The 19253-nt window shown below is 33.4% G+C and carries 13 protein-coding genes; 9 read left to right on the top strand and 4 right to left on the bottom strand.

The window, feature by feature from the left end:
• Positions 1-32: 32 nt before the first annotated feature.
• A complete protein-coding gene (locus D1816_RS20385) occupies positions 33-791 on the bottom strand; it encodes a M15 family metallopeptidase (RefSeq protein ID WP_233565269.1) in 759 nt (252 codons plus the stop codon).
• 165 nt (positions 792-956) lie between these two features.
• Positions 957-1490 carry a DUF3347 domain-containing protein gene (locus D1816_RS20380; protein WP_118505319.1) on the bottom strand — a complete coding sequence of 178 codons (534 nt, stop codon included), beginning with the start codon at positions 1488-1490 and terminating at the stop codon, positions 957-959.
• 203 nt (positions 1491-1693) lie between these two features.
• Between D1816_RS20380 and D1816_RS20375 the strand changes: the two genes are divergently transcribed.
• The gene (locus tag D1816_RS20375) at positions 1694-2149 is read left to right on the top strand and encodes a GAF domain-containing protein (protein WP_066308548.1); all 456 of its coding nucleotides are present in this window, start codon (positions 1694-1696) and stop codon (positions 2147-2149) included.
• An 11-nt stretch (positions 2150-2160) separates the two neighbouring features.
• Here D1816_RS20375 and D1816_RS20370 read toward each other — a convergent pair whose 3' ends face one another.
• Both D1816_RS20370 and galK read right to left on the bottom strand, forming a co-directional pair.
• Positions 2161-3201 (bottom strand): UDP-glucose--hexose-1-phosphate uridylyltransferase, encoded by a 1041-nt coding sequence (locus D1816_RS20370; RefSeq protein WP_118505317.1) that lies wholly within the window; start codon positions 3199-3201, stop codon positions 2161-2163.
• A 4-nt stretch (positions 3202-3205) separates the two neighbouring features.
• Positions 3206-4378: a galactokinase gene (galK, locus tag D1816_RS20365; protein ID WP_233565270.1), complete on the bottom strand. Its 1173-nt coding sequence runs from the start codon at positions 4376-4378 to the stop codon at positions 3206-3208.
• Between the two features lie 198 nt (positions 4379-4576).
• Between galK and D1816_RS20360 the strand changes: the two genes are divergently transcribed.
• The 8 genes from D1816_RS20360 to D1816_RS20325 all read left to right on the top strand — a co-directional run bounded on the left by D1816_RS20360 (position 4577) and on the right by D1816_RS20325 (position 19245).
• Positions 4577-5224 (top strand): NUDIX domain-containing protein, encoded by a 648-nt coding sequence (locus D1816_RS20360; protein ID WP_233565271.1) that lies wholly within the window; start codon positions 4577-4579, stop codon positions 5222-5224.
• 35 nt (positions 5225-5259) lie between these two features.
• Positions 5260-6276 (top strand): GntR family transcriptional regulator, encoded by a 1017-nt coding sequence (locus D1816_RS20355; protein WP_118505315.1) that lies wholly within the window; start codon positions 5260-5262, stop codon positions 6274-6276.
• A 346-nt stretch (positions 6277-6622) separates the two neighbouring features.
• Entirely contained in the window at positions 6623-9688 is a 3066-nt protein-coding gene (locus D1816_RS20350; protein WP_118505313.1) for a TonB-dependent receptor, read from the top strand.
• Between the two features lie 38 nt (positions 9689-9726).
• Entirely contained in the window at positions 9727-11325 is a 1599-nt protein-coding gene (locus tag D1816_RS20345; RefSeq protein WP_066308319.1) for a RagB/SusD family nutrient uptake outer membrane protein, read from the top strand.
• Positions 11326-11422: 97 nt separating this feature from the next.
• Positions 11423-14770: a VCBS repeat-containing protein gene (locus tag D1816_RS20340; RefSeq protein ID WP_118505311.1), complete on the top strand. Its 3348-nt coding sequence runs from the start codon at positions 11423-11425 to the stop codon at positions 14768-14770.
• 66 nt (positions 14771-14836) lie between these two features.
• Positions 14837-16597, top strand: coding sequence for a glycoside hydrolase family 36 protein (locus D1816_RS20335; RefSeq protein ID WP_066308325.1), 1761 nt, complete (start codon positions 14837-14839; stop codon positions 16595-16597).
• A gap of 132 nt (positions 16598-16729) precedes the next feature.
• Entirely contained in the window at positions 16730-18376 is a 1647-nt protein-coding gene (locus D1816_RS20330) for a solute:sodium symporter family transporter (RefSeq protein WP_118505309.1), read from the top strand.
• Between the two features lie 83 nt (positions 18377-18459).
• Complete coding sequence (locus D1816_RS20325; RefSeq protein ID WP_066308330.1) at positions 18460-19245, top strand: HAD-IIA family hydrolase; 786 nt, start codon at positions 18460-18462, stop codon at positions 19243-19245.
• Positions 19246-19253: the final 8 nt, after the last annotated feature.

Here is a 19253-nt window from a genome sequence, read left to right as displayed (position 1 = left end):
TATGTAGGTGTCGATTTTTGTTAATCGTATTTTTAATCGCAATCCCATCTAAAATCCGAGATTTTATAGCCTTGATTGCTTTTAAAATTATAGTGCCACCATTCAGTTTTTATTGTTTTGAAACCGTGTTTTTCCATAGTAGTTCTTAATAATTTACGATTAGCAAGAACTTCTTTAGAAAGTTTGGTATATGCATGATGTGCTTTTTTTCCAAAATGATCAAACTTTGTACCCATATCTATCGCTCCACCACCAGATCTAACCAAAGTAATATCCACAGCTGCTCCTTTATTATGAATAGAGCCACCTTTAGGGTTTGCTACATATCCCGGATTAGGAAATATTTTCCACATTTTTTTCTGCACACTGTGTGGTCGGTAGCAATCAAAAAACTTAATCCTATACCCTTGTTTTTGTAAGTCGTTATTTGCTGCGATCAATGCCTTAGCCACCTCATCTCTTACCAAACATTTAGCACAATCATACACCTGCTTTTTAAGAAAATTATCCCTAGTAGCGTATTTCATATCAAATACAAAGTCATCAGATATTTTCGCAATATTCACAAAGTTACTTCGCTCTTGCACACGTCTAACACTTTCTCCCGCAGATAGACCTTCTATAGAGTCTTTTTTTCTATACAAACTCTGTTCTACTTTTTCTCCTCTCAACCGCAGTGCTTTAGCTTTCTCCAGAAGAGCCATTGTTTGACTTTCCGGAGCTACCTCGGTAGTAGTACACGACACTAAAATCATTAAGAAAATTAATGCCATTAGTTTTCTAATTACCATAAACGTTATTGTTTTATCCCAATTACAACAATATCAAGTCATTTAACACAATTTCTCCCTCAAAAAATTGACAATAGCAGACTTGGTACTTTTAAATATAATCAATATTTCTTATTAATTACCAAACAAATATACTTTACTTGATAATAACACTCTACAACCCATTTATTTAAACGTGTTTTTTACATCTCCACAAACAAGCATTGATTTTCCAAAATATGGATTTCGTATCTCTTCAGAATCAGATAACCAATACCCTCCTGCTCCATCAAAAGCCATCGGACAATATTGTTTATACACCTCTCCTGAATTTATCTTTGTTTTACTAATTCTAAGTTCAACCTCTGATGAAATGGTCACAAAAAAATCTCTTTGTTTCTTAATATCCTTTGTAAGAGAAATAAGTTTTGCAGTCGCTTTTAATTGTTTATTCTCTTTCGAATCATCCAGAATATTTTGTAGTTTTTTTGATTCTAATTGCACCTGCTTACTATCAGAATTCACCAAAGCCCCCTTCATAACTAGATATAAATCATAGATTTCTTGAACTTTCATATCAGAGAAATCTACTTTTGACTTCGAAACTGTTGCATTAAGGTCCACTTTACCGTTTACCACAACAGGTTCTTTTTTATCCTTATTACAGGACAAAAATAATATTACAATCACAAAAGACAACACTTTAAACAATTTACTCATAAGCTCTAAACTTTTGATATTATGTATTATATCTCAGATATTTTATTTAACCTAGTATTTAAAAATGTGTAAATTTACTTCATAAATACATACGAGCTAAACTTATTTTAGGTTTTTACTAGGATTTTTTAACAAAAGAATATCATAAAAAACAATCCTTGATTTTAAATATTTTAAATATTTTTGCCGGAAAAATTGAGGGAATGCAATTAGAAGATTTAAAACCCGATGTAACGGGCATACTTACCAATGAAGATGTATCAATAACCGAAAGACTAAATCAAATATGTCATTTCTTAAAAGATAACGTTGACCACTATGACTGGGTAGGTTTTTATTTTAAGAATGGAGACAAAGACGAATTAAAATTACGCACCTATGCTGGATTAGAAACAGATCATGTAATCATTCCTTTTGGCAAAGGAATTTGTGGTCAGGTAGCTGTTTCAAACGAAAACTTTGTTGTCCCTGATGTAAAGGCACAAGACAACTATATTGCCTGCAGCATTAACGTAAAATCTGAAATCGTTGTTCCATTATTTAAAAATGGCGAAAACATAGGGCAGATCGATATTGATTCTGACACTATTGATCCATTTAAAAAAGAGGATGAACGCTTTCTAGAGTTTGTAAATCAAGAAGTCTCTAAAATACTTTAACATTAAAACTATTACAATACAGTAGTATAATGCTCATCACTTTGAGATCTAATCTTTTGTGCTGCTTGTTCTGCTGTGATATCCCTTTGAGGATCTGCAAACATTTCATACCCCACCATAAATTTCTTTACTGTTGAAGATCTTAATAATGGTGGGTAGAAAGACATGTGCATATGCCATTCTTCATATGAACCACCATCGGTAGGAGCTTGATGAATCCCAGCAGAATAAGGAAATGAAGTCTTAAAAACATTATCGTACTTAGTGGTTAATTTTTTAATGATTTCTGCAAAATTATACGCCTCTGTTGTTGTTAATTCACTTATATCCTTAACCTTTCTACGAGGTATAATCATTGTTTCATAAGGCCAAACTGCCCAATATGGTACAAGTGCAACAAAATCATCATTTTCGATAAGAATTCTCTCCTTCATTGCCAATTCTTGATCTAAATAAGCTCCTAGAAGAGATTTTTTATGAGTTTGCCAAAACTCTTTTTGTCTTTCTGTTTTCTTCGAAATTTCACCCGGAATAGATCTTTGTGCCCAAATTTGTCCATGCGGATGCGGATTACTACATCCCATTACTGCTCCTTTATTTTCAAAGATTTGCACATAATTTATACCTTCTAATTCTCCTAACAAAAGAAACTCTTTCTGCCACAATTGCACAACATCAGTAATTTCTTCTACCTTCATTACAGGCAGCGTAAGTGCGTGATTAGGAGAAAAACAAATTACTTTACAAATACCACTCTCGGATTTGGCTTTTAACAAACCATCTGTAAAATCTACTTCTGGCACTTCTTTTAGTAAAGCCGCAAAATCGTTGGTAAAAGAATATGGTTTCTTATAATCGGGATTTACTTCTCCGTTGGCTCTGGTATTAGTAGGGCACAAGTAACATTCTGAATCATAAGATTCTTGAGAAAATTTTGCAGGTTCTTCATTCTTTCCCTGCCAAGGTCTTTTTGTTCTGTGGGGTGATACTAATACCCACTCTCCAGTTAATATATTATATCTCTTATGAGGATTATCATTAAAATCTTGCATTATTTTATTTTTGTATTGATGTTCCTTGACTTGGAACTGTGATAAACGAAGTTAAATCAATATTAAATTGCTCTTTATATGCTTTTTTGACAACAGGTAAATATGCATCTATGTGGTCTTTGTGAATTAAATTGATCGTACAACCACCAAAACCACCACCCATCATTCTAGATCCAATGATTTGGTCATTGCCTTCTGAAAAATCAACTAAAAAATCCAATTCTTTACAACTTACTTCATACTCATGCTGAAGTCCTCTATGTGACTTATACATGAGATTTCCAAACATTTCTAAATCACCTTTTTCTAAACATTCTGAAGCCCGAAGAACTCTATCATTCTCTTGTATAACATACAATGCTCTTCCATAAAGTTTAGAAGACAACTTATCTTTATACTCATCTAATAAACTCTTTGTAACATCTCTTAAGGATTTTACATGTTCATTTTCTTTGGCGATTACAGAAATTACTTCTTCACATTCTTCTCGACGTGTATTGTACTCACTAGAAGCCAGATTGTGTGACACATTTGTATTCAATAATAAAATTTTATACGGTTCAAAATTAGCATCTATCAATCGATGTTCTTGATTTTTACAATCTAAGAGAATAACCTTTTGATCTTCACTCATTACCGAAGCAAATTGATCCATAATCCCACATTTTGTACCAACGTAAGTATGCTCAGCTCTTTGTGACAGTTCTACCAGAGCAATTTTTGGTAAATCAAGATTAAAAAGCTCATTAAGCCCAAAAGCTAAACCACATTCTAAGGCAGCAGAAGAGCTTACTCCCGCGCCAATGGGCAATTCACTTTTTACAATGCAGTTAAAACCTTTTACCCCATTTGTAATCTGAAGTAATTCATTTATTACGCCTAGGATATAATTCTCCCATTCTACAGTACTAGGAGATATATTCTCTAAATCAAAAACTAAATGTTTATCATACGAAACGCTATATACATTACATTGAGATTCTGAACCATTAGCTTCAAAAGAAAATACAATTTTTTTATCTATGGCCGTAGGCAACACAAAGCCATTATTATAATCTGTATGTTCCCCTATGAAATTAATTCGCCCTGGAGACACTACTTTTAACTCTTCCTTAAAATTTGAAACAAACGATTTATGTTCTCCACTCATTTCCTCAATAGATTTATCTTTTACCATTTTAAATTTCTTAACATCAAAAATGAAATTACACTGTTTTTTTCTATAAAAAAAGACAAATATAATAAATGTAAAAAATACGTTTATTATATTAGAACTATATTTTTCCTTATTTTGTCATTAAAACCAATAAATACATGAAAACACACTTACCACACAATGGACTTATATAGTAATAAAGATAAATTTTACGTTGCCGTGGATTGTATAATTTTCGGTTTTGATAATGAGAAATTAAAGTTACTAGTTTTTAATAGAAAAATAGATCCTTTCATAGGCTCATTGTCATTAATTGGTAGTTTTGTAAAAATTGGTGAAAGTGTTTCGGATGCTTCTATACGAATTCTAAAAGAATTTACTGGCCTAGAAAACGTTTACATGAAAGAGCTAAAAACATATAGTTCTGTTGATAGAGATCCTGGATATCGTTGTATTTCTGTTGCCCAATACGCACTAATTTATGTGAATGACACTATTAACAAGTTAGTAGAAGAAAAGGGTGCTAAATGGTATGAAATAGATAACGTTCCCGAATTAATACTGGATCATAATGAGATGACTATTGATGCTCTTAAACGTATCGAACAGATTGCCCGATATAAACCAATAGGGTTTGAACTATTACCAAAGAAATTTACTTTACCCAAATTACAAAAACTTTATGAAGCGATTTATAGAAGGAAATTAGATCCTCGAAATTTTAGAAAAAAAATTCTTTCATTCGATATTATCATAAAATTAGAAGAAAAAGATCGAACAGGTTCTAAAAAAGGTGCTTTCCTTTATAAATTTGACCATACCAAATACAAAAAATTACAAAAATCAGGATTTGATTTTGAAATATAATATCCACCTAAATTTTTGATAAAAAAAACAATAAAATGCAATCGCTTTTAGAAAAGATATACAACCTACAGGACATTCACACCATATCTAAGCATGAACAAATCGTATTAGGAATCATTGATGCTATAGATGCTGGAGTTCTCAAAGTTGGCGACAAATTACCATCTATCAACCAAATGGTAACAGAAGTTGGATATGCTCGAAAAACATTTGTAAAAGCATATACCGAGTTAAAAGAACGAGGACTGGTAGAATCTAAAAACCTAAAAGGATATTATATTATAAGTGAAGAAACGAACGTCACACTAAAAGTTGCCTTAATACTATTCGCCTACCATAGCTTTCAGGAAGATTTTTACAACACATTCAGAAAAGAGTTAGGAAAAAAATATCATATCGATATATTCTTTCATCACACCAATCTTACCCTTTTTAAAACTATAATGGATAATATTTCGCGTAAATATGGAATGTATGTAATTGCCCCTATACAAGCTCCTGAAATAACTCCTCTTTTGAAAAAAATACCTGCTGATCGATTGTTATTAATTGATCGCTATTTAAAAATGCCAAAAGATTACTCATATATCAGTCAAGAGTTTGAAGATATCACATATCAAAAGTTAGTTGAACTAACACCAAGAATCAAAAAATATGATCGCTTTGTACTTTTCTTCAAAGAAAAATCAGATTACCCACCTCAAATCCTATCTGCTTTTAATAGATTTATAAAAGACTATAATATAAATGGATCTGTGGTAGAAAATTATGAATCAAATACACTAAAAAAGAAGACCGCATATTTCTCAATTGGTGATAACCACCTTTGGAAAGTACTAAAAGATGCTCGAAAATCAGAGTACCGAATGGGTACTGATATTGGTATTATTACTTATAATGATAATATTATTAAAGAAATTGCTTTTGGAGGAATTACAACAATTTCGACTGATTTTGAAATTATGGCAAAAAAAGCTGCAACTTTTGTCAAGGAACGTAATTTAATTCAAGAAATTACACCAACCTATCTACGTCAAAGAAATTCTTTATAGTTTTTTTGCTTACACAATCAATCAAAGGCATAAACCCTTAAAAATCAAAAAGAAAGGGGTTTACAGCCATTTCACCGAAAATCAATACCAGTTAATCAATAACTCAATTTTCCTAGAGAAAGTATTTTCTTACTATTCCTAAAAAAACAGATGTTAAAAAATCATAATATTTTAACATAATAGATATGATATTCTTTATTTTGTAAAATAAAAATTAATTTTTTCTAAAATATTATTCTATATTTGCACAGTAGCATAGTGTATCATAGCATGAATTATACTAGTACACTTATACACTTTCTAAATACTTAAAGAAGTTAAATTTTTATCAACAAACACAAATCGTATGGATCAAAAAACATTCACTGGTTTTATAATGTTTTTATTCGGGCTCATCACTACTGTTTATTCACAGCAAACAGTAACTGGTACAGTAACTGAATCACAAGGCCCTTTACCTGGGGTAAACATTGTAATAAAAGGGACCCAAAATGGAACAACCACAGATTTTGATGGTAACTACACATTATCAGATGTGAACAATGATGCTGTTCTAGTCTTTAGTTATATTGGGTTTATAACCAAAGAAGTTCCTGTTGCGGGACAGACAATAATCGATGTTACATTAGAAGAAGATGCAGCGGCCTTAGACGAAATTATAGTTGTAGGTTATGGTACGCAGTCAAAACGAGAAGTCACTGGGGCAATTTCGCAGATAAAATCAAAAGATATCGCTCAAGTAGTGGTAGCAAACCCAACCGCCGCTCTGCAAGGTAAATTAGCTGGTGTGCAAGTTGAAAGTGCAGGTGGAGCTCCTGGTAGTGCAACAAATGTTTTTGTAAGAGGGGTTAGCTCTTTAACAAATTCTTTTCCGTTATACGTAGTTGATGGCACAGTAGTAGATGATATTGTCTTCTTAAACCCTAAAGACATTATCGATTTACAAGTATTAAAAGATGCTACCTCTGCTGCTATTTATGGTACAAGAGCTGCAAATGGAGTAATTATAATTACAACAAATAGAGGTAAAAAAAATTCGTCTCCTACAGTTAATGTTGATATTAGAGGCGGGATAAATACCCAAGCTAAGGAATTAGATTTATTAAACGGATCAGAATACATTCAATTTCTAAATCAAAGAAGAGTAAATGACGGACTAGCTGGAAACATAGTAGATCCAGGAATAAATACCGATTTTCAAGATTTAACTATTAATTCTGGAGCCATACAAGATTATGGGTTTAATATTTCTGCGGGTAATGACGATTCTTCGTATTACTTTTCTGCTAATTATTATAATGAAGAAGGTTTGTTGATTAGTGAAGATTTCCAGAGAATAAATGCTCGTCTAAACAGTCAATTTCAAATAGGAAAGTTTAAAATTCAAGAATCTTTTGCATTTGCCGAAAACACCTTTACCAGAAACCAATCTTTTGGTAACCAAGGTCCAACATTACCTATACTTAACGCATTTAATCCAAATAACGAAGGAGGTTTTGAAGCAGTAGATGGCGATATTTATGGTGTAGGTGGTACAAATAAATTTGCACTTGCCAATCTATTAGATGACGAAAATACAGAACGTAACTTATTGGGTAATATTAATATTGCCTATGAAATTATTGATGGTTTAACCGCTAAAGTAAACTTTGGTGTAGATTATAAAAACATCTATCGTAATACATTTCTACCAACTTTCTTTCAAAGTAACACAGATGCTACCAATAATTTAAACGAAGCAAATGATCTTACTGAAGTGAGAGCAGAGATTTTATCAACCAATGTTGAGCCAAATCTTAATTATAAAAAAGTATTTGGTGATCACTCAGTTGATGTTTTATTAGGTGGAGCACGTCAGGAGGTAGATTTCAATTCTCTTGCTGTTTATGCTCAAGGACTACCAAGTAATAACATTAGAAACATAGGTAATTTTACAGATCAGGTAGAAAACACTGGTGGAGGTAAATTCTTATCACGTTTATTTTCTTATTATGCAAGGGTAAACTATAAACTTAAAGATCGATATTTATTTACTGGTATCGTAAGAAGAGATGCAACTTCTAGATTTTCCTCAGATGATGATCTTAATACCGGAGTATTTCCTTCTTTTTCTTTAGGATGGGTGGTTAGTGAAGAAGATTTTTGGCCAGAAGATGGATTTATAAACACCTTAAAACTAAGAGGTGGTTATGGAGAACTAGGATCACAAAACATAGGAGATTATGTATACCAATCTGTCTTAAACCCAACTTCTAATGTTGCTTTTGCTAATAATCCTGCCCAAGGTTTCTCTATCACTTCTTTGGTAGATGAAAGTATAAGTTTTGAAACCTCGGCAACAACAAACATAGGTGCCGATCTAACCATGTTTAATAATTCTATAAAGTTAAGTTTAGATTATTTTAGCAGAAACAATGAAGACGTATTACTAGCTGTAGACATACCGTCTACTACAGGGTCAGGAGCTCCTGTTATCCAAAATGCGGCTGCGATTAACAATAAAGGATTCGAACTAGAAGCGAGTTATAAACATGATACCGGTAGTGATTTTACATTTGATATCGGTCTAAATATAGCAGCTATTACTAACGAATTAACCGAAGCTCCAAACCCGATTCTTGGGCCGATCATTAATGAAGAACAAACAAGAGTAAATCGATACGAAGAAGGGCAACCTTTAGGTTTTTTCTTTGGATTTGAAACTGACGGAATTTATAATAGCCAAGCCGAAATAGACAATGATCCGTTTTTAGCCAATGACCCAGACAGAAGAGCATTACTTCAACCTGGTGATTTTAGAAGGGTAGACACTAATGGGGATGGTAGAATTGACGAAAGTGATAGAACTAATCTTGGTGATCCTACTCCAGATTTTACTTATGGTATTAACTTTACTGGTAATTACAAAAAATTTGATTTTGGTTTATTTTTTAACGGAGTTCAAGGAAGTGAGATTTATAATGTTACCAAATTTTTTGGAGTATTCTTTGCTGATGACAATAAATTTGGGTTAGTACGGGATGCATTTACTCCCACAAACACAGATACCAACATACCAAGAGTATCTAACTTAGATCCCGCAGGTAACCAATTACCTTCTGACTTTTTTGTAGAAGACGGCTCTTTTTTCAGATTAAAAACTTTAGAAATCGGGTATGATTTAACAGATGTAATCGGCTCAGAATGGGTTAAAAGCGGAAGAGTTTTCTTCAATATGCAAAATGTATTTGTGATTACAGGATATTCAGGATACGATCCAGAAGTAGGTTCTACTTCAGGGGCACAAGCAGATGCTGATACAGGTTTCTTTGGCTTTAGAGATGTAACAAACCCAATTTTGGGTAGAGGTTTAGACGTTAGAGCGCAACCAAGACCTAGAACATTTATCATGGGACTTCAATTTTCCTTTTGATACACAGATGTATAAAAAAATAATTAAGCTATATAGTTATGAAATCAAAAAATAAATTTTTCACCATTTTAATACTAACAGGTCTCCTGCTGGTTGTAAATGGTTGTAATGAAGATAAATTAGACCTTTCGAACCCAAATACTGTAGCAGAACCTGAATTTTTTCAAAACAATGCAGATTTTAGGTTGGCCGTAAACGGAATGTACCACCCCATAACAGCAGTACTTTTTTGGGGAAGAGTAATACACACAGGAGCGCTACTTCGTTCTGATGCCTTTAATATTGTTCCTTTTCAGCAAAACACAACAATGTCGACTCTAGAAGGTCAACCGGGTATTGCGAGATGGTCGTCGGACATGTTTCCTCAATTATATCAAACCATATTTAGGGCGAATACCATTATTGAAAAAATCAACGAAACCAATGTTCCTAGCGAGACAGATAGAAATGAAATTTTAGGGCAAGCCTATTTCATGAGAGCATTTGCGAATTGGTATCTTGCTAATCTATGGGGAAATGTACCATTAGTGATGAAAGTACCTAAAACCAGAGAAGATTTCTTCCCCCAGCCTTCTAATCAGGCCGCTATAAACGAAGCTATCGTTAATGATCTTACCGAAGCTTTTAATAGATTACCTAATTCATGGCCTGATGCAGAAAAAGGAAGACCTACTGCAGGTTCAGCACTTGCACTACGCGGAAAAACACATCTATACATGAAAGATTACCCTAACGCCGTAGCTGACTTAAGAGCCGTAACAACAGATTTTAGTTATGCTTTACTACCTGCGAGTAGATATGAACAGAATTTTACTGAAGAAAATGAAAATAATGAAGAATCTGTTTTTGAACTTCAGTATTTAGGGCAAGATAATTTTATTTGGGGAACAGATATTCCTGGAACAGGAACGCAAGGTCATTATTTAATTGATTATTCTCCACCAGAATTGAGTCCTGATAATGGGCATTTTATAAATCCTCATATTTTACAAGTATTTGAAGATAATGGTGATACTGTAAGACGAAATGCAACTATAGCGTTTGATTACCCAGGAGCCACTGGATACGGAGGAGTACCTTTTACAGAAGATTTTGCTGCAGATATCGCAGTTGCTAACACCATAACCGATCCAATGGGTAACGTAGGCGTTCCTGCCTTATTTACCAAAAAATATGCTGGTTTTGAGCAAGGTATGCGTGCAGAAATACCTGTTTTAGGACAAACCATAGGAAATAACTGGAGAATCATTAGGTATGCCGATGTATTATTAATGCTTGCCGAAGCCCTTAATGAAAATATGGCAACTGCCGAGGCGATTCCATTTATTAATCAAGTAAGGGAACGATCTGGCATTGCCCCGCTGGCATTAACATTAGATAAAGCCGCAGTAGAGCAAGCCATTATAGATGAGCGTATCATGGAACTAACAGGAGAAGGACATCGATTTTTTGACTTAGTACGCTGGGGGATCGCAGAAGATGTACTAGGTGCTGGTTCTACTATTGCTGCAGGACGTCATCCAAAATCATTAGCTGGTCCAACCGCTGTTTTTACAGTAGGACAAGATGAACTTATATGGATTCCTGTACCAGAATTACAAGCTAATCCTAACCTAAGACCTAACCCAGGTTACTAAAATATTGTTTGATTATAATTGTATTTGTTTTTAGTTACCGGGCCAATCTTTATCGATTCGCCCGGTATTAAAAAGCCACCTAACTTATTATTTCTTCTTGAAAAGACTCTTTTATCATATCATATTTATCATTGTACTCCTAAGTTGTAAAAACGTACAAAAGAAGCAATACTTATTTACCTATGTCCCCCAAAATACTTCAAACATACACTTTGAAAACACAATTACAGAAAATGATAAGATCAATGTAATTGATTTTCAATATTGCTATAACGGAGGAGGCGTTGGAATTGGTGATTTTAATAATGATGAGCTACCTGATATCGTTTTTACTGGAAACCAAGTCTCTAGTAAACTATACCTAAATCTTGGTGATATGAAATTTAAAGATATTTCTGAAATCTCTAATTTCACAACAAATACCTGGATCACAGGTGTTAGTATTATTGACATTAATACAGATGGCTTTGATGACATTTATCTAAATGTAGGCGGTGCGGATTGCCAAAACGACTGCAACAATCTATTATTTATAAATAACGGCCTTAATTCCTACGGTATCCCAACTTTTACAGAACAAGCTTCTATTTATGGTTTAGACGATGGTAATTATAGCCAACAAACTGTATTCTTTGATTATGATCAAGATGGCGATTTAGATGCATACATAGTTCATAACGGAAACACAAAAAGAGACAGAAATATTCCACTACCCAAAAAATATTTCCCTGAACACTTAGGGGATTATTTGATGGAAAATCGAATACATAAAAAAACTAAAAGACCACAATTCATTAATGTATCAGATAGCTTAGGAATTACACATAAAGGGTTCGGCTTAGGAATTGCAATAAATGATTTAAATAATGATAACCTACCCGATATTTATGTAAGTAATGATTTTATAACTAATGATCTAATCTACATAAACAAAGGAAAAAATAGCGATGGCATACATCTTGGTTTTGAAGAAATGAATAACCAAATCGTATCTAAACAAACATATAATGCCATGGGTGTGGATGTAAGTGATATTGATAATGACGCTCTTCCAGACATTATGGTTGTAGATATGCTTCCAAAAGATTACGAGAGACAAAAAAAGATGCTTGGTTTAAATAATTATGACAAATATTTACTTTCACAACGCAACGGCTATACTCCGCAATATATTCACAATACGCTTCAACTACACAACGGTATTTCGAATAATAAGATAATACCCACATCAGAAATAGGATATGCATCTGGTGTAGCAAGTACAGATTGGAGTTGGACTCCGCTAATTGCTGATTTTGATAATGATGGCAAAAAAGATATTTATATTACCAATGGATATGTAAAAGATATAACCGATTTAGATTTTATCAATTACTCTGGTCAAAATAACACCTTTGGAACTCCACAAGCCAGAAAAGAAAAACTTAAAAAATTTGTGGACGAATTACCCGGCATACATCTTCCTAATGTTATGTACCAAAACAGTGGCACAATGGCGTTTGATGATGTTTCTTCTGATTGGATAAAGGATAAAAACTCCTTTTCTAACGGAGCTGTTTATGCAGATTTAGATGTGGATGGAGATCTAGACTTAATAACAAATAATATTAATAGCCCCGCTTTTCTTTTAGAAAATCACAGCACTGAAAAAGAAAAAAAATACTTAAGGATTAAGCTAGAAGGTACTCTTCAGAACAAAAAAGCAATTGGAGCCAAAGTAACACTATGGGAGAATGGACAAAAACAAGTTCGCTATCAATCTGTAGTACGAGGATACCTTTCTTCTGTAGAACCTGTACTTCATTTTGGTGTTAACACAAACAAAATTGATTCTTTACAAGTGATTTGGCCTACTGGAAATGTAACAGTGGTCAAAGACGTTTTAAGTAATCAAGTCATTACTGTAAAACCAACAAATCTTGCTTTACAAAATAGAATTCCTGAAGTAAAAAGACTATTTACTAGAGAACATAATCGTATAGCATTTAAACATCAAGAAAACCCTCTAAATGATTATTTATATCAATCCTTATTACCCCATCAATTTAATTCGAACGGCCCATGTATTGTTGCTGCCAACATCAATAACATTCCTGGTGATGAAATTTTTATAGGTGGAAGCAAGAATAAAACTGGTCAATTTTTTAAAGAGAATAATAAAGGAACATATATTCTTACCCAAGAACTAGAATCTAAATATGAAGATACTGCTACTCTTTTTATAGATATAGATAATGATGGAGATCATGATTTATATATCGGCAGTGGTGGAACAGATGCAGCAACGAATATAGATTTATTACAAGATCGTATCTACTTAAATGATGGCTCAGGAAAATATACACTTTCAAAAACAGCACTAGAAAATGTCACCACTAACACTTCCTGTATTACACCAAACGATATCGATCAAGATGGAGACTTAGATATATTTATAGGAGGTGGTGTATCCCCTGGTAAATATCCACTTAACACCCCTAGTTATATCTTAACAAATACTAATGGCAAGTTATCTATTAATAATAAGATATCTTTTACTCATAAAGGGATTGTCACTGATGCTATCTGGGAAAACATTAATAACACTAGCTCAAAAGAACTTATTGTAGCGGGGCAATGGATGCCTATTACTATATATAACGTCCAAAACGAACAAGCAAAAGAAATAAAAATAAAATGGCAAGACACCGAAGGAAAGGCCATTAAAATGTCTGGATGGTGGAACACTATTACTAGTGCTGATTTTGATAATGATGGAGATCAGGATATCATCGCCGGAAACCAAGGAGTTAATGGTTTTATCAAACCTGTTTTCAACAAACCCGTATATGTATATGCCGAAGATTTTGATAATAATGGTAGTATCGATCCAATAATGGCTCAGTATTTTAAAACTGATACTGGTATTGCTTTAAAACCTATTCATACCAGAGATGATATTATGAAACAACTGGTAATTCTGAAAAAGAAATATGGCACTTACAGTGAATTTGCAAAGGTTTCTTTTACAGAACTATTAAATGTAACAGATCTAGAAAAACAAACCTTGAATGCTACTATTTTTGAATCCATTTATGCAGAAAACATTGGAAACAACACTTTTGTAGTGCATAATTTACCCGATGTATGTCAATTATCACCTATTAATGATTTTTTAGTCGAAGATTTTAACAACGATGGCTTTAAAGACGTATTGATCGTAGGAAACAATTATTCGGCAGAAGCAAACTACGGAAGACATGATGCCATGACTGGAATTTACTTAAAGGGATCTAAAAATGGATTTATTCCTCTTAAAAATTCAGAGAGTGGTTTTTTAGTTCCAAAGCAATCAAATCATATCATAACCTCCAAAAATAAGAATGGCGAACAACTAGTAATTGCCACACAAAACAATGATAGTATTAGAGTATTTAAAAACTCAATGTACACTTTAAAAAATTAACCATAAAGAATAATATTGACATCAGTGAATTCGACTCACTAAGTCAATGAAATAAAACTATGCTAAATGAAGGATGTAATTACTCACAATATTGAGGTAATAGGAAAAACTGAAGCGTTCAATGTAGCCATAACCACAAACTATGAAAGCAACGGGGTTTCAATATATACAATTACCTGTTATGCAGACTCCAATTTCACACCACACCCTATCACTCTAAAATGGAAAATACCTGCAATTAATGTAAAAGGAGTTTGGAAACCAACTACGGATTTTTCAAAAAGAATAATGGATGACTGGGAATTAGATCATATGGAATCCAGAATTTCTGTAGACTCTCCTATAATTTCTCTTTTTGGACACGATGACAACAATATTCATACGTTTGCTTGTTCTGATCCCATTAATACAACTGAACTAAATGCGTTATATAGAGAAGAGGACAATTATATGTATTGTCATATTACTTTATTTAAAGAAAGACACCATGATATAAGAGAATATCAAATACAATTGCGTGTTGATGAGGAAGATCAGCATTTTTCTAAATCTCTAAATAATGTTGGTGCTTGGTGGGGTAATATTGAACATCTTAAACCTATTAAAACTCCAGATTTAGCAAAAGTACCCGTGTATTCTACATGGTATCAGTTTCATCAAAAATTAGACACCGATGAACTTATTAAAGAATGTGAAATTGCTTCAAAACTAGGGTACGAATTAATCATTTTAGATGATGGTTGGCAAACCAAAGATGAAAATAGAGGGTATGATTTTACCGGAGATTGGCAACCAGAAAGAATCCCTAAAATGCAAGAATTTGTAGCATCTGTTCATAAAACAGGGATGAAACTTGCGTTGTGGTATTCAGTTCCATTTTGCGGAAAACACTCTAAAGCATATCAAAAATTCCAAGGTAAATTTCTTACCGAAGAACATCGATGGGCACCTGTATTTGACCCCAGATATCCAGAAGTTCGAGCGCATTTAATACAATTGTACACCAATGCACTAAAAGATTGGAATATTGATGGATTTAAACTTGATTTTATTGATGAGTTTAAAGTATACCCTAGTACGACTTTAACCAAAGAAAACGGACGAGATTTTTCTTCTGTAAATCTAGCTGTAGATCGTTTAATGACTGATGTAATGGCCGAATTGCATGCTATTAACCCAGAGGTAGTGATCGAATTTAGACAAAAGTATACAGGACCTGCTATGCGTAAATACGGCAATATGTTTAGAGCATTTGACTGTCCGGGTGATTCTGTTATGAATCGTGTACGAATTGCAGACCTCAAAATGCTATCTGGTCGAACTGCAGTACACAGTGATATGTTCACTTATCATCATAACGAACCACTCGAAATTAAAGCCCTTCAACTAGTAAATACTTTATTTGGAGTGCCTCAACTTTCTATTCTACTACAAGAAGCTTCAGATGAAGAACTAGCTATGATAAAGTTCTACACCCAGTATTGGAGGGAAAATGTAGAAATATTATTAAATGGCGATTTTGAACCTCAAAAACCATTAGCAAATTACCCTATTTTAAAAGCAGGTTCTGAAAAACTAACTATTATTGGAGTTTATGATAATTATATCATTGACTTTAAGGAGAAAACAAATCGGATAGATATCATAAATGGGCAAAATACCGAAAAAGTAGTTTTAAGCAGCACCGACAATCATGGAGCCTATAATTGTTCTGTATATGATTGTACTGGCAAAAAAATTAATGATTGCAAAGTAATGATTCTTATAGGAGTAGTACAAATAAAAGTCCCTCCTTGTGGTCTAATTAAGTTAGAAAAAAACATATAAACACAGAAATGCTTTATATTAGTATTTCATAAAAGTCTATATAAATAATACCAATTATATATAAACGCCTATACTAAACATCATATCGAAACCTCTATTTTAGTTTAACTTTTATTAAATACAACATTATTCATGGGAATCATTTCATTTATTGCATTTACGTTAGCCGTGGCGATATACGCTTGGTGGAAAACTAGAGGTACAGACGAGAAATCGGCTGATGGTTATTATCTAGGCGGAAGAAGCTTAGGGGCAATAACAATTGCAGGATCATTATTATTGACAAACTTATCAGCAGAGCAAATCGTAGGGCTTAACGGGCAGGCTTTTTCTGAAGGTATCCTGGTAATGGCATGGGAAACTCTAGCCGCTATTGCAATGATCATAACCGCTATATGGTTATTACCCAGCTATATGAAAGGTGGGATTACTACAATTCCCGAATATGTAGAAAAACGATTTGATCATCAGACCAAAGCAATACTTACAGCATTATTTTTAAGTGGCTATGCTTTAGTATTATTACCATCTGTATTATATTCTGGTTCTTTGGCATTTAGTACTATGTTTGATATTCCTGGAATGCTAGGGATTTCGCAACGAGCAGCTATATGGATGTGCGTATGGGTTATAGGACTTATAGGTATGGTATATGCCATTTTTGGTGGTCTAAAAGCCGTAGCAGTATCCGATCTCGTTAATGCTGTTGGTTTATTGACTGGTGGATTATTAATTCCAGTTTTTGGACTTATTATGGTGGGAGATGGTTCTATGATCGATGGAGTTAACACACTATGGGAGCATAATCCAGACAAATTTAAAGTACAAGGAGGTCCAACCGCATCAATACCCTTTGGTACAATTTTTACAGGAATGATGCTTGTACAAATGTTCTATTGGGGTACCAACCAAGCTATTCTACAACGTGTTTTTGGAGCAAAAAGCTTAAAAGAAGGTCAAAAAGGGATGATATTAGCAGCATTAATTAAGTTTTTAATACCCGTTATAGTTGTTCTTCCCGGTATAATTGCTTGGCATTTGTTTGATGGAAATTTAGCAAACCCCGATGAGGCGTACCCATCACTTGTTCGTAAAGTACTACCCCCTGCTTTTGTTGGTTTTTTTGCTGCTGTGCTTTTTGGAGCCGTTTTAAGCTCTTTTAATAGTGTCTTAAACAGTAGTGCTACGCTTTTTGGCTTTGATCTTTATAAACAATATTTTAAGAAAAGTGCCAATGAGCAGGAAGCTGTTAAATCTGGTAAAATTTTTGGAGTAATTGTTGGTATATTTGGTATGGTACTCGCTCCTTTTATACTTGACGCTCCCAATGGATTATTTGCAAGAATTCAAGAATTTAATGGATTCTACAGCATTCCTATTTTAACAGTTATTGTCATAGGTTTTTTCACCAAACGCGTTCCTCCAATTGCGGCAAAAATTGGAGTGATTTCAGGTTCTGTGCTATATTTAATTAGTCAATTTGCAATTAAACCAATATTAGTTGCCAATGCCTTAGAAAAAGCTACAACTTCAGGTATTACAGATGAAAATGCTCTAAGCCTTATAGAAGCAGAAGCATATCCTCATTTTCTTCATGTAATGGCCATTTTATTTGTCTTAAACATTAGTATTATGCTTATTATCGGGAAATTGTATCCTAGAGATTCTGATTATGTACAAAAAATAACAGATGATGTAGACGTTACCCCATGGAAGTATGCATTTATAGCGGGGGCTGCAATTACAGTTCTGGTTATAAGTACATACTTAATTTTTTAATACACTATTAGCTTTTCTGTTATGTGGTGAATCCATAACTTTGTTTTTACAACATAAGTCATTTATAACCACAAAAAAGAAGAATGAGGAAAGGCTTTTTAATTGACATGGATGGTGTCATTTATAACGGAAACGAACTAATTAAAGGAGCAGATGTTTTTATAAAAACACTTCAAGACAGAGAGATCCCCTTTTTATTTATGACTAACAATAGCCAACGATCACCAATCGACGCTGTAAATAAGTTACTAGGTATGGGGATTTCAATAAAAGAAGACAACGTGTATACTAGTGCCATGGCTACAGCATGGTTTTTAAGTTTTATGAAACCAAACGGCACTGCTTATATTTTAGGCGAAGGAGGTTTGATAACAAGTTTACATGAAAACGGATATTCTTTAGTAACCTCAGATCCTGATTATGTAGTTGTAGGCGAAGGTAGAAATTTCACTCTAGAGATGGCGAATAACGCTGTAGACATGATTTTATCAGGTGCCAAACTTATCGCAACTAATTTAGATCCTTCACCAAAGAAAAAAGGTTGGTCCAATTTAGGGATTAAATCAATCGTATCAATGATAGAAGAGGCCACAGGAAAAAAAGCATTTAGTGTTGGCAAACCTAGCCCGGTTATGATGCGTGCAGCTAGAAAAAAATTAGGCTTAACTACAGCAGAAACTATCGTTATTGGCGATACTATGGATACTGATATTCTTGGTTCGATACAAATGGGGTACAACACGATATTAACATTGTCAGGAGTTTCCAAAAAGAAAGATCTTGCAAATTATGCTTTTACTCCGGATATGATTATAGAATCACTTGATGAAATAGACCTAGATGCAGTCATAAAAAAATTTACTGATTAGAAAACATA

It is taken from the genome of Aquimarina sp. AD10, assembly GCF_003443715.1.
Taxonomy (GTDB): domain Bacteria; phylum Bacteroidota; class Bacteroidia; order Flavobacteriales; family Flavobacteriaceae; genus Aquimarina; species Aquimarina aggregata.
This window is presented reverse-complemented; position numbering and strand designations above follow the sequence as displayed.

Excerpts from the sequence above, each read along its gene's own strand:
- D1816_RS20355 (WP_118505315.1), top strand. The coding sequence starts at position 5,260 with ATGCAATCGCTTTTAGAAAAGATATACAACCTACAGGACATTCACACC.
- D1816_RS20330 (WP_118505309.1), top strand. The coding sequence starts at position 16,730 with ATGGGAATCATTTCATTTATTGCATTTACGTTAGCCGTGGCGATATAC.
- D1816_RS20370 (WP_118505317.1), bottom strand. The coding sequence starts at position 3,201 with ATGCAAGATTTTAATGATAATCCTCATAAGAGATATAATATATTAACT.
- D1816_RS20345 (WP_066308319.1), top strand. The coding sequence starts at position 9,727 with ATGAAATCAAAAAATAAATTTTTCACCATTTTAATACTAACAGGTCTC.
- D1816_RS20375 (WP_066308548.1), top strand. The coding sequence starts at position 1,694 with ATGCAATTAGAAGATTTAAAACCCGATGTAACGGGCATACTTACCAAT.
- D1816_RS20350 (WP_118505313.1), top strand. The coding sequence starts at position 6,623 with ATGGATCAAAAAACATTCACTGGTTTTATAATGTTTTTATTCGGGCTC.
- D1816_RS20380 (WP_118505319.1), bottom strand. The coding sequence starts at position 1,490 with ATGAGTAAATTGTTTAAAGTGTTGTCTTTTGTGATTGTAATATTATTT.
- D1816_RS20335 (WP_066308325.1), top strand. The coding sequence starts at position 14,837 with ATGAAGGATGTAATTACTCACAATATTGAGGTAATAGGAAAAACTGAA.
- galK (WP_233565270.1), bottom strand. The coding sequence starts at position 4,378 with ATGGTAAAAGATAAATCTATTGAGGAAATGAGTGGAGAACATAAATCG.
- D1816_RS20385 (WP_233565269.1), bottom strand. The coding sequence starts at position 791 with ATGGTAATTAGAAAACTAATGGCATTAATTTTCTTAATGATTTTAGTG.
- D1816_RS20325 (WP_066308330.1), top strand. The coding sequence starts at position 18,460 with ATGAGGAAAGGCTTTTTAATTGACATGGATGGTGTCATTTATAACGGA.